The organism is Legionella waltersii (genome assembly GCF_001468085.1).
Lineage (GTDB): Bacteria > Pseudomonadota > Gammaproteobacteria > Legionellales > Legionellaceae > Legionella > Legionella waltersii.
In genome coordinates, this window is sequence record NZ_LNZB01000038.1 from 25,150 (window position 1) to 37,872 (window position 12,723).

Sequence of the window (12,723 nt, forward strand, 5' to 3'; positions counted from 1 at the left end):
ATGGTAATTGACCGTTCTCAAGGCTTAGCTTTTACGCGTAAAGACAGTGATGGACACCACTGGTGTACGTTCACTTGATTGTTATCCCCAAGGTTATTCAAGGGTTTTCAACCAACAACGTCCTTTGTGCCCCTCTAAAGCCCCTGATAAATTTGAGAGCATAAAAGTAAATGGAATTACTCACCAGATCAATGAGAATATAGAGCCCCGCCATGCCAGATGGTGTATAACCAATGGGTGGAAAAGAGGGGTGATTGCCAAGAACTGAGTACCAGGACCAAGTCGAACAGACCGTACCACAGAGCTCGATGTAATAAACCATGGCAAACATATTTAAATAAAATAGAGGTTTTTTGCGTGAACGCAAAATAATCAAAAACAGCAAATAACCCAGAAATCCACCGACATCATTGATAACAAACAAAGACATAAAACTGACTACAAAGGCAAACTTAGCTAGACATCGCTCCATGTCAACATGAGAGCTCCATACAAACGGTTGTTTGCATACCAGATATATCGTTGCGTAAATGACTGCATGGCCTAAAGGAATATAGAGAGGAATATTGTGCAATCGATATTGATACAAGCCTAAGAGTATTGATCCAATAATTTCGGCAAACAGGCTAGAAATAGTCATCAATACCATGAGCCAGTATAATTTCCGATTTGATTTGAGCAAAAACCAACTGTAAGTAATGAACATAATCAAGTTAGCCACGTCTTGGCCGTATGGGTAATAATTGGCAAGGAACGGGCTATCAATGAATGCAAATACAGGTGCGCCTCCTAAGACGATAAGAATGGCAAATTGCATGGAGGTTTTTGGAGTGAGTAACCCACCAAATCCTTCTTTTGGCATTTACTGTGTTTCCATTTTTTTCTGCGTTCGAATTAAAACTGACTTTATCATGAAAGCTAAGTCCTGTCTTTGCTTATGGGCATTGCAAGCTTGAGGCGAATCAGAAAAATGCGCTATGCTACGGTATGCAAGAATTAGAATAGAATGAAGCCATGCAATTAAAAAAACGTATTCAAACAATTATTTACACACCCAACATCTATGTTTCCCTAGTCATCGCAACTTTAATCGGCGGGGCTTTTGGTGTCTTAGTGGGACTTGTATCGGGTGGATTTATTGGCTATGAATTGAAACTTTGCTATGAGTGCCCAACCAGTGTATTTGGCTATGACATTGGTTTTATCAATCTTAATGCTGTAGCTGGAGCAGTATTAGGAGCAGTGGTCGGTGCAGCGTTCGGTGGAGCTGTCACCGGATTAGTGACTACGATACATATTTACAGAAAAGAGTCTCTGCCTAAGATCTTATCCAAAGAAAACATCAAGACTGTTTTAAAAAGCACTTTGTGGATCAGTCTGGAGTTGTCAATTGGCTTGTTGATAGGGGGAATAATTGGCAGCTTAAAGACACCAGGCCTTGGTACAGCAATCGGAGCTGTTACTGGAATTGTTTTGATGTTGGTGGCCACTACTTTAGAATCCAATTACCGAAAATAAGCATCCATCATCATCCGCTCCCATACGGTCGCGTCGGTTGTCATCAATTAATTAGCTGGGGAACCCATTGGGAATCGTCCCCATTTTTCAGCCCAAAGCAGTCTGTTACTGCTTAGTATTTCACCCGCTTTTTGAAAATCGATTAAACTTGAAAAAATAACGGAGGGACTTTCTTCTTTTTTGTTAAACATACACTATCCTCAGGTTGATAGACTAGATTTCATTTTGGCGATTATAAATAGACCTAACCCAATAACAAATGCCTATAAATCAAGCATTTTATGAAAGTTTCATCTATAATTTAGGCAATTGGGCGTATTAATGTTTTGCATGACACTGTACGAGCCAACCGTGCTCAAAATGGATTAAATATGGATCAATACTCATCAGAAGAGCTAAAGATTCTTAGAAATTGTAACTTATTAAAGGAATTGAGTCTGGATTTCTTTGATGAGATATTGCTGCTTAGTAAAAGAATTTCAGCAAAAAAAGGGGAGATGATTTTACAAGAAAACCAAGAGTCAGATATGTTGTATATCATTCTTTCAGGCTCTGTGAGTTTGTTTAAGAGCAATGAGAATGATTTATCTCAATGCATGATTACTTCCTTGAGTTCAGGAGAGTCTTTGGGGGAGATGCGCTTAGTAGAGTCGCGTGTCTGTTCATTAAGTGCAGTTGCTGAAGAGGATATGAACCTATTTGCTTTATCCATTACCGATCTCACGACAAAAGACAAAAGCGATTGCTTGGTGCAATTGTTGAAGCAGGTCATACGTATTCTTAATGGGCGATTACAAAACGAAAATCTGAAATACGTAGCCCAGTTTGGTGAAAAAAACACAATAAAGCGTAAGTTCTCTTACGCTCTGTTCTCGATTACTTTGTTGATCGTTATCTTGATTCAAAGTGGATTTATCATCTTTTATTTAATGTTTAGTGATGAGTTCTGCAAAATTACCCAAACCAAAGTCAACATGGCAACCGGCGTCAATGAATACAAAGACAACCATTTTGGCCATTGAAAATGACGATAAGCTAATTGACAGTGATAGCCCGAATTTGATGCTCCATGTTATCAAGTTGTTTCCCACTATCAGTTTGACTAAAAAAGGTATAATTTCCAGTGAGTTGCTTGTTAATAAAGATGGCTGCTAAATACCCAAAACCAATCAGTAAAACACCTAAAGCAATATTACCGACAATGTACTTCCATTCCTCACGATGAGTATTCAGCACCTCTTTGGTTGATTGATCGATACAAGCTAAGGCTTTTTCCTTGAAATTGTGCAAGGCGAGCCCTTCATCGGTTTCGTTGCTATTCAGATACGCTTGAACCTCTTTACGTAAGTTCAGTGATAAAGCGAGTGCTTTTATGGATGCATCGCTTTCATGGCGTTTTTGTAAATGACTTGCTTTAGTAGTCATTTCTTGTATTTGCATGAGAAAAGGAACAAGTCTTTCTTGGCGAGCAAGAGACACACTTTTGCTTTGGGCTAGGAGAGATTCGAATTGTAACTGGGCCTTTTGGTTTTCTTGGACTAGTTTCTGTACTTGACTTTCATTCTGTTGTTTTTGTTGCTCAAGTTCTTTTTTAAGTCGATTGATGCTCTCACGTGATTGCTGATTCTCTCTTATTGATTTTGCTGAAGCCTCAATGACTATTTTAGTTTGTGCTGTTAATTGTTCTACATGTTCTAATAAATTTTCAAACTCGGTATTGAGCAGTTCATTTTCTTGAAGGAGTTTAGATTTGGTTTGCTCCGAAAATGCGAGCAGTTGATGCCATTCATGCAGTTTTTTAATTTTATCCGCGGGCGCATCTAAGCGTGCATTAAACTGCCCTGATTCCAGAGCTAATTGGACTTTACTCCAGAGATCCTTATTGGTCAGAATAGTATGAATAAGTGGGCTGGGGGTAGGCGCGTTTAACTCTTCTAAGCATATTGTTGCAAGTTGATCAGCGGTTAACTGATGCAATGTGATTTCATCCATCGGATAGAAAAAGAGGCTTGCATTTGTTACTTTAGGGGCTCGTTCATGGTCAGCTGGAAATTTGATATCAAGCGTTTTTTCTGCTTCAAGAAAATCCTTCAAAAAGGTCATTAGGTTTGGCAGTTGCTCAGTCACTGCATCGTCAATGCCTAACTGTTGGGCATTTTTTATAACGCTCAATGTATTGATGATATCCTGACCTTTGCTCAGAATGGATTGTAATTTTACCCACTTCGAGTTTGGGTGACTTTTACAGTATGCCAAGATTGGCCCTTCAAATGGGGCAAAGCGATAGATATTCAGTGTTTTGAGATCAATGCTGAATAAATGCTCTAGTATGGTGCCTTCTTTGTATTGTGGGAGAAATGCAAATCCATACTCTGCTTGACCCTCTTTGGTGTAGTGTGGCGAAAAAATATTGTAAACTTGGCTATTATCAGGACTCCAAAACCCTTGTGTTTCACTGAACTGGGCAAGGCGGCTAACGTAGCCGTTAAATTGCTTGGTTAGTTCAATGATGTCTAGATTTGTACAGTCTACTGTTTTAGTTTTACCCGATACATCCAGAAGTGTGTGTAAGTTGCCGACGCTTTGTGAAAAAGATTCACCTTGATTAATTTTCATCGTTACGGGGGGGAATTCCAAAAGACTAGTATATAAGTTCTCGTTTGTATTTGTTACTGTTAAATCTTTCAATTCGGAGATTTTTAATAGTCGGTGCATCATCGTTTTAGCCATATCCTCCGCAAAGGTCTGTGTATGTCCATCTGGTCCAAAACTTACCGATTTAAAGGAATCCATGCACATGTATTGACTGAGTTCTGCTTGAGTTTGCTTATCGATCAAATTGGGTGGGATCCGTTTTAAAGCCGAGGTAACAATATCGACAACTAATTGCTCACTTAACTTACTTTGTAAGGATTTGGCTTTTTCAGCCATGGCAGGAAAAATGCCTTTGATGTTTTTGTAATTGAGGAAATAATCTTTGGTAAATTGTTTGTAGGTGAAACCACGATTTTCATAGGCGTAAAGTATATTCTCATTATTTTCTGGAAGAGCATAGTTCCTGAAAGCATCACCCCAATCAATGCGTCCAAATTGTTTACTTTTGCCCTTCATTGCTTTCAGAATGACCATGTTTCCACTGTGGACACTATGGGCCCCCAATAATAAGGAAAACATCAGGGATATCGATAAACCAAACTGTTTTCCTTGTTGGATGATTTCAGAGTAATACGCTGGGCCAAATAAGCTTTCTAACACTACGCTTCGATCACGATTATTGTTGGAACCAGTGCCAATTACTTTATACAGTTCATCAAAGGCAACTAAAGGCTGTATAAGCCCGTAAGAATGATCTTCAAATTCGACGACATCCGCACAGATGAGTGAGGGAAAATATTCTTCCTCAATCAACTTGCGCTCCATGAACTCTTTCAGGAGTAATCCAGCAAATAATTCGGTGAATAATTCGTAAGGCTTGTCAGGCTTTTTTATAAAATAGCGTAGCTTCTCTGAGTCCAGACTTGCGGAGGTTTCATAGAAACCACCTTTATCACTTTTATTTTTTCCACCAGTCTTTTCTTTGAAACGAGTTAATTGTTTACCTTGATAGAATATGGGCATGGTATATATGAAAACAAATTAAACAAATCGCGATTGTATCAAACGTTTTTTGGGAATGCATTAGCAGAAGATAAATCCACTCAGTTGCAGGAATGGGAATGCTCCAACTGGGTCTGTACCCATTCATCTAACCGAGCCGCGACCGTGAGGGCTGGGGAGTCGACTCCTAACTAATCTCATCTCTGATTGTCAGTAAGCGTGGGTCCGGCACTTCGCCGAATGGTGCCGCCTTAAGCGGCGTCATTCCTGAAAGCGGATAGTTCCGTATCCGCTTGCTGACGCGCGCGGCTCGGTTCACTCCCTGCTGTGACTAGGATTTGATAATGAGTCGATTTCTCAGCCGTCAGGGAGCGGATAAGTCTAGTAAGCGCTCTAAGGCATAGCTGGCCTTAAATCTTGCGCCTCATCCCTTTTAGGCATCATGCTAGTCACAGCAGCGCCGATGAAATCAACAAAATTAACGAACGGGCTAACAAATGCTGCAAAGGCTGCCGCTATAGTAGCTAGAAAATGCACGGTGGAATCGATAATTCGTGTTTTAGCAGCCTGAGGATTTAAGGTCACCAATTTAAATAAAGAATTTAAACTTAAATAAAATGAAACCGAAGCAAGCTCAATCGCCAAAAGACTCAAGAAAACAGGTCCACTTACCACACTGCCCGCCCTATAAAAAAAATCGGGGGCTGATTTATAGGGTGTGAAAAAAACGGTGCTCCAAGGTTTTTTATCATCTTTTATCACGTGATCAAAAACATCGTAGGTTGTACCTCCGTGTTTCAACATAAAGTCTCCGCATTTAGCGAAGAATTCACTTAATGTCATAAAAACTACTCCTTGTTATAAACAGCAAAAACCATCATACAGTAACTGTGATTCTTTTTTAAAGTGCTTTTAAGATAAAATTGACTCCACTTCGCTTGCTCTGTAGAGTCTTTACTATTTTATTCAAAGGGATACCCAGAGTTATGGACATCACTTTTTTTGAACCTAGATCCAATCCAATCAATTCAACTCTTGATTCAAAGATTAATCCTTTGAGCCTCATGATGGATTATCTATTGAAGGGCCTATTATTGATCGTTGCTGTCACTGTGTTCATCCCTTTTTCGCCTAAACTACCAGGTCCCTCACTGGATGCCTCATGGGCTTTGGCCTTGAATGAAGCCGTTGCTCGAGGCCTTGCGTTTGGCAAAGACATTTTGTTTACTTTAGGTCCTTATTCATCGATTTATACAAAGAGTTATCACCCCGCTACGGATTGGATAATGATGGGTGGTAGCCTCTATTTAAGCCTTTGTTATTGGTTATGTCTTATGCATTTAATGCCTGGAGTAAAATGGCGATGGACAATTGCTTTTGCGTTTATCCTGTTTAGCATGATGTATTCAAGAGATTCGTTGTTTTTCTCTTATCCCCTGCTTTTGGGTCTCTTTGTTTATAAAACAACATTCATGAAAAATGGGTTTATTGAACACAGGACCGATCAACCTTTACTATTTTCCTTCTTGTTGACACCACTTGGTTTACTGTCTCTCATCAAAGGGTCATTGATGATATTATCAATCATAACAGCCCTTTTTTTTGCTGCAATACTCAAACTGCATCGACAAAATCGATTAGCCTGGATTAGCCTGTTGATTCCATCTATAACCTTAGTGTTCTTTTGGACACTCTGCGGACAATCTATTTTTAATATACCGGCTTACATTCATAGTACCTTAGTCCTGTCTTTTGGGTTTACTGAAGCGATGTCTTTAGAGGGCAATATCAGTGAAGTTTTGCTTTATTGGTTAAGCGCTTGTTTGATCCTGCTCAATCTGCTTGCAGAAAAAAACGTGCCCACTAAAGCTCGGTTATTTTTATCCGGGATTTTTTTTCTATTTTTGCTTATCTCTTCGAAAGCAGGTTTTACCCGACATTTTGGGCATGCATTCATTAGCGGTACTTCCATATTGCTAGCCTCTTTTCTGCTTCCTTTTGTGTCCAAATCCAAATGGAATGCTCCCATTATAGCTCTAGCGATATACTCAGCCACATACATCAATGGTCAATACACCAAAATCTCCATCCAAGATAACATCACCTCAACATACAAAGCGGCATGGTATGGTGCTAAATATAGATTAGAAAATCAAAATTGGTTAAAGCAAAACTTTGATCTCGCATTGAATTATCTGAAGGAGCAGGATAACTTCCCTAATTTGCCTGGGAGTGTGGACATCTACTCTTACCGCCAATCCGCCTTAATCGCTGCTGGAATGAATTGGTCCCCAAGACCAGTTTTTCAAAGCTACTCCGTGTTTACCCAATCACTTGCAGAAACAAATGCTCATTATTTAGCGAGTGCAACCAGCCCGGAATACATCATTTTCAAAATCGAGCCCATCGATAATCGTCTTCCTTCTCTGGAAGATGGAACCAGTTGGCCATTACTTCTTGGTAATTATCAACCCTTCCAATTCAAAAACAGCAATCTCTACTTAAAAAAACAAGCCACAGCTCCAAAGCTAAATTTGCATAAGTTAAACGATGAACGAGCTGTATTAGGGGAAAAAATCGAACTACCTAAATCAAGCCATCCTCTATTCGTTGAATTTGAAATCCAACCAACACTCCTGGGAAGAATCGTTAGTGCACTCTATAAAACCGATCAATTAACCATGAATCTCACTCTTATTGATGGAAAAAGCAAAGAATTCAGGATTATTCCAAACATGGGTCAAAGTAGATTTTTGTTGTCCCCCTTGATTGAAGACACAGCAGAGTTTGGCTTGTTATTTAATCAAGATCACTTTCTCGATAAAAAGACTATTGCCTCATTTTCAATTCAACCCCAACATCCTGAAAAAAACCATTGGCAGCAAAACTATCGAATACATTTTTATGAATTAAGCTAGTTCCAGAATACACTCCACAATCTCTGTTATAATTTATTTAGGGTCTAGGAGGTTTATCGAAGAAATGGATTTTGCTGAATAATGTATAACATCCTGCTGATAGTTGTTGCTGTCTTTCTGGTACTTCTGAATGCTTGCTTTGTTGCCGCTGAGTTTGGCATGGTAAAATTAAGAAGCACGCGTATACCAGCCATTAAAGAAGAATACGGATTTCGGGGGCGTATACTTGAGCATGTTCACCATAAGCTTGACGCCTATTTATCAGCGTGCCAGTTAGGTATTACTCTGACTTCTTTAGGATTAGGATGGATTGGTGAACCTGCATTTGCGGATCTATTGAAACCCAGTTTCTCATTCATCGGTATTACTTCCCCTCATTTGATCACAGTAAGCTCGTTCTTTATTGCCTTTATTATTATCTCGTTTTTGCACATTGTGCTAGGTGAACTCATGCCTAAATCAATCGCCATCCGCCAAGCAGAAAAAATATCAATCTGGACTGCCGTGCCTCTTTACTGGTTTTATTGGATGATGTATCCAGCGATATGGCTTTTAAATACCTGTTCTAATCTCCTCCTATCACTGATAGGACTGGATATTTCTCAAAAAAATGAAGGGTTTTATTCCAGTGAGGAACTTAAACTCATACTGTCTGGCGAGCAATTGCATAACGAAATTAAAAAAGAAGAAAGGGAAATGCTTGAACATACGCTTGATTTTGCTGAGTTGAAAGTGACCGAAGTCATGCGACCAGCCGATGAAATGATCGCCATCGACGTCAACCAACCTTTTGAGTCAATAAAAGAGATTATCCTCAAACATCGCTACAGTCGTTATCCGGTGGTGGATTCAATCACAAAAGAAATCATTGGCGTGGTACATGTTAAAAATTTATTCGCTGACCTGATGCTCAATAAGGACATTCACTCACTGACTCCCTATATAATGCCTGTAATTAAGGTGGCTCATAACCTACCCGCAATGGATCTATTGAGAAAATTTAAAACAGGTATGTCGCACTTTGCCTTAATTTATAAATTTAAATCAAATTTACTGGGTTTTGTGACCTTGGATAATTTGTTGCATGTTTTGATCGGTCGAATTAAAGACGAATTTCATAAGACGCAAGTCGACTGGGTTAAGCATGCCGATGGCACAATCACTGCTAAAGGAGATTGCTCCATATATTCCCTTGAGAGAGCCCTGGATTGCGACATTACTCTTCTCCCTGATGAAGAGGAGCTCAGTACATTGTATGGATTAATCATCACCCATCATGGAAAACTACCCAAGGAGGGCGAACTCATTCAGTTTACAGAGTTTGATGCCCTCATTGTGAAAGTTCAAGATTCGTTCATCAATCAAATCAAGATAATTCCTAAAAAAGAATGTACAGATGACGTTTTAGAGTGAAGCCATATCAATCACAAAACGATACTTTACATCCCCTTTCATTAAACGCTTATAAGCGTCATTTACCTCACTCATTTTGATCAGCTCAATATCAGCTGCAATGTTGTGTTGTGCGCAAAAGTCTAAAACCTCTTGTGTTTCTTTGATCCCACCAATTAACGAGCCACTGACCGTTAAACGATTTAAGATAACTGGCCCCATAGCAACCTCTAATGGATCTGAAGGCAAACCTACTTGAGTAAATTGACCGTCCTTTTTAAGCAAACGCAAGTAGTTGTTAATGTCATGATTCGCCGAGACCGTGTCCAAAATAAAGTCATAGTGATTATTTAATGATTTCATGCTGTTAGCGTCTGTGGATAAAACCACATCATTAGCACCTAAGCTCTTCGCTGCCTGTATTTTATCGGTTGACGTGGTAAATACTGTCACGTAGGCCCCCATGGCATGAGCGATTTTAACGGCCATATGTCCTAATCCCCCGAGACCTACTATCCCGACTTTACTCAGTTTTCCAACTTTTGCTCTTTTTAGAGGGGAGTATGTGGTAATCCCTGCACATAATAAAGGCGCTGCTGCTGCAGGATCTAGAGCCTCACTCACTTTTAAAACAAAATCTTGCTCAACCACTATGTATTTTGAATACCCACCATAAGTAAGCCCTCCTGAAATCAAATCCGGGCTGTTGTAGGTGAAAGTACCACCCTCCAAGCAAAATTGTTCTTCATTTTGGGCGCAGTAATGACAATGTCGACACGAATTCACCATACAACCCACACCGACTAAATCTCCAACTTTAAATCGAGACACCTGAGAGCCAACACTTTTAACTCGTCCAACTATTTCATGACCTGGAACCATAGGATATTGGCTGCCAGCCCAATCATTGTTCACTTGATGGAGATCCGAATGGCAGATCCCACAATACAAAATATCTATGGCTACATCTGTTTCTTTAGCAGCTCTGCGCTCGAATTCAAAACGCTCCAATAAAGAACCACAAGCAAGTGCAGCATATCCAACGGTTTTTGTCATTTTTCTTCCTTAATTCTAACTGTAGAGGACAACTAGGGGCATTACTGTTTGAAACTCAAATAAATGCTAAATATCAATACTATAGTAAATAATACATAAAAAACAAATGTTCATTTATTATTCATTTTATTCTATAATTAACATTAGATACTGAAGAGCTTGAATCACAACATGCATAAATTAATTGAACTGGAAGGAATAGGCCCAAAATACGCCGAGATGTTAAAGCGGGTTGGAATAGAAAGTCAGGACGATTTATTGCGTACATGTAACAGTCGAAGAGGTCGCTTTAGAATTGCTGGCCTAACCGGAATTAGTCATAAACTCCTACTCAAATGGACTAATCAAGCTGATCTTGCACGCATTAGTGGCATTGGCGAAGAGTATGCTGAGTTGTTAGAAAGAGTAGGGGTTGACTCCATTCCTGAGCTAGCGCATCGAAATCCTGAACAGCTTTATAGCTTTCTCAAAGAGAAAAACGATAAATTTCATTTTGTTCAGCATATTCCCGGCTTATCTCAGCTCATGATCTGGATTGAACAGGCAAAACAATTGCCCAGAGCCGTCTACCACTAACAGGACTTCCTGAAGGCATTATGGTGTTTCCCTGTAGCCAAGAGCGACTAAAATACATGGACCTTTAGCAATCACGTTCACATGGTTATCCAAACAATCTTGGATTGCTTTTTCACTTTCTGCCCCAGGCTGCATCCAGACATTCTTAATTCCTTTCTTAATGGCCTCAGAAACTACCTGCTCGGTTATTGCGGGTGGGGTAATGATTGAAAGGCTGTTCACTTCTTCAGGCAGTTCACTCATTGTATGCACTACCCCTATACCTTCTATTGTTTTTTCCTTAGGGTTTAGTGGATATACAGTAAGGTTATGTTGTAGATAACAACGCAATACTTTATTCCCGTATTTATCACGATTGGTAGAAGCCCCAGCAACTGCAAATGCCTTGGACTTTAAAAACAAATCAACCTGCTCATTTCTAAACACCATTGAATCTCCATATTGATTAATTCATAAAGGACTTACGCAACCCCCAAGATCGAGGCAAAAATAAATGGTTTTAAAATCTATTTTTCACGAAGAGATTGGTTTTTTTAGTAAGCACTGTCCTATTTACACATATCTTTGGGATATTAGGCAATTGTTATTCTCTGTAAAAAGGGTAAATCCGCTCCCTCACGGCTGAGGAATCGACTCATTTTTTAAATGGGGCATTTATACCCAAGGTCGGATGCTTCGCCGAATGGCGCTGCCTCAAGCGGTGTCATTAGGTTCTTCTATCCAGCCCGCATCAGTCCGCTTGCTGACGCGCGCGGCTCGGTTCCTTCTTTGGTGTCTGAATCAAATCCTAGTCACAGCAGCAGGGAGTGAACCGAGCCGCGCGCGTCAGCAAGCGGATACGGAACTATCCGCTTTCACAAATGACGCCGCTTAAGGCGGCACCATTCGGAGAAGCGCCGGACCTATGCTTACTGACCATCAGAGATGAGATTAGTTAGGAGTCGACTCCCCAGCTCTCACGGTCGCGGCTCGGTTTGCTTTGAATGGGGACGGACCATAGAGGGTGCTGTCTCCATCCTTGCCTTTCTCATAAAAAGCATTACTTCTGATAAAGACCGACCAAGACTGCGTTCTCAATCACATGACCTGTTATAGCGTCCAGAACATCGTTTGTGGCTGTACCATTCTGCTGATCTAATACAGTGTCTAGGGCATAAAGAGTGAAAACATAACGATGAGCGCCTAAGTTTGGACATGGACCCTGATAAATCGCATTATTCCAACTATTGAGAGCCGTTGCTGCGCCTTGGGGTATAGCAGTCCCTTCCTCTAACTTGTTCACAGAGGGCGGGATATTAAACAAAATCCAATGGGTCCAAAGTCCATTTGGTGCATCGGGATCATTAACGACCAAAGCAAGCGATTTAGTATTAGGTGGCACACCTTGCCAGTTCAATGGAGGAGAAACATTAGTCCCGGCACAAGTAAATTGAGCTGGGATCATGCTGTTTGATTGAAAAGATGGGCTTTCTAAAGTGAAATTTCCTGCAAGGGCATTAAACTGTATCATGCCTAGAATTATTACTAGTAAACTGTTGCGTCTCATTGTGTTATTCCAAATAGAGGATTCCTGAATTAATTATGACAAAACTTACGAAAAACGCCCAATCTTGTCGTTAAAAACTGATTTGGAAGCCCTTTATGAGTTTGTTATTTTTGGCAAGGA

12 protein-coding genes are annotated in these 12,723 nt (G+C 40.1%); 5 read left to right on the plus strand and 7 right to left on the minus strand.

Annotation, left to right across the window (positions count from 1 at the left end):
* Window positions 1-97 precede the first annotated feature (97 nt).
* Entirely contained in the window at window positions 98-862 is a 765-nt protein-coding gene (locus tag Lwal_RS07705) for a hypothetical protein (RefSeq protein ID WP_095197591.1), read from the minus strand.
* A gap of 152 nt (window positions 863-1,014) precedes the next feature.
* On the opposite strand from Lwal_RS07705, the gene Lwal_RS07710 reads away from it, so the two are divergent.
* Window positions 1,015-1,518, plus strand: coding sequence for a hypothetical protein (locus tag Lwal_RS07710; protein ID WP_058480250.1), 504 nt, complete (start codon window positions 1,015-1,017; stop codon window positions 1,516-1,518).
* A gap of 47 nt (window positions 1,519-1,565) precedes the next feature.
* On the opposite strand, the gene Lwal_RS17350 is transcribed toward Lwal_RS07710, so the two are convergent.
* Window positions 1,566-1,709, minus strand: a complete 144-nt coding sequence (locus Lwal_RS17350) for a hypothetical protein (protein ID WP_157066273.1) — start codon at window positions 1,707-1,709, stop codon at window positions 1,566-1,568.
* A gap of 180 nt (window positions 1,710-1,889) precedes the next feature.
* Here Lwal_RS17350 and Lwal_RS07715 point away from each other — a divergent pair, with 180 nt between their 5' ends.
* Window positions 1,890-2,540, plus strand: coding sequence for a cyclic nucleotide-binding domain-containing protein (locus tag Lwal_RS07715; RefSeq protein ID WP_058480251.1), 651 nt, complete (start codon window positions 1,890-1,892; stop codon window positions 2,538-2,540).
* Window positions 2,541-2,553: 13 nt separating this feature from the next.
* Here the strand turns inward: Lwal_RS07715 and Lwal_RS07720 are convergent, their stop codons facing one another.
* Window positions 2,554-5,136 carry a LepB GTPase-activating domain-containing protein gene (locus tag Lwal_RS07720; protein ID WP_058480252.1) on the minus strand — a complete coding sequence of 861 codons (2,583 nt, stop codon included), beginning with the start codon at window positions 5,134-5,136 and terminating at the stop codon, window positions 2,554-2,556.
* Window positions 5,137-5,508: 372 nt separating this feature from the next.
* A complete protein-coding gene (locus Lwal_RS07725; RefSeq protein WP_058480253.1) occupies window positions 5,509-5,958 on the minus strand; it encodes a hypothetical protein in 450 nt (149 codons plus the stop codon).
* A gap of 143 nt (window positions 5,959-6,101) precedes the next feature.
* Here Lwal_RS07725 and Lwal_RS07730 point away from each other — a divergent pair, with 143 nt between their 5' ends.
* Together Lwal_RS07730 and Lwal_RS07735 are read left to right on the plus strand one after the other, a co-directional pair.
* A complete protein-coding gene (locus tag Lwal_RS07730; RefSeq protein ID WP_058480254.1) occupies window positions 6,102-8,033 on the plus strand; it encodes a hypothetical protein in 1,932 nt (643 codons plus the stop codon).
* A gap of 81 nt (window positions 8,034-8,114) precedes the next feature.
* Complete coding sequence (locus Lwal_RS07735; protein ID WP_058480255.1) at window positions 8,115-9,446, plus strand: hemolysin family protein; 1,332 nt, start codon at window positions 8,115-8,117, stop codon at window positions 9,444-9,446.
* Here Lwal_RS07735 and Lwal_RS07740 read toward each other — a convergent pair.
* Window positions 9,438-10,481, minus strand: a complete 1,044-nt coding sequence (locus tag Lwal_RS07740) for an NAD(P)-dependent alcohol dehydrogenase (protein WP_058480256.1) — start codon at window positions 10,479-10,481, stop codon at window positions 9,438-9,440. The genes Lwal_RS07735 and Lwal_RS07740 overlap by 9 nt on opposite strands.
* 171 nt (window positions 10,482-10,652) lie before the next feature.
* On the opposite strand from Lwal_RS07740, the gene Lwal_RS07745 reads away from it, so the two are divergent.
* Window positions 10,653-11,057 carry a DUF4332 domain-containing protein gene (locus tag Lwal_RS07745; RefSeq protein WP_058480257.1) on the plus strand — a complete coding sequence of 135 codons (405 nt, stop codon included), beginning with the start codon at window positions 10,653-10,655 and terminating at the stop codon, window positions 11,055-11,057.
* Between the two features lie 18 nt (window positions 11,058-11,075).
* On the opposite strand, the gene Lwal_RS07750 is transcribed toward Lwal_RS07745, so the two are convergent.
* Together Lwal_RS07750 and Lwal_RS07755 are read right to left on the minus strand one after the other, a co-directional pair.
* A complete protein-coding gene (locus Lwal_RS07750; RefSeq protein WP_058480258.1) occupies window positions 11,076-11,486 on the minus strand; it encodes a CoA-binding protein in 411 nt (136 codons plus the stop codon).
* A gap of 610 nt (window positions 11,487-12,096) precedes the next feature.
* Window positions 12,097-12,603: a YbhB/YbcL family Raf kinase inhibitor-like protein gene (locus tag Lwal_RS07755; protein ID WP_058480259.1), complete on the minus strand. Its 507-nt coding sequence runs from the start codon at window positions 12,601-12,603 to the stop codon at window positions 12,097-12,099.
* Window positions 12,604-12,723: the final 120 nt, after the last annotated feature.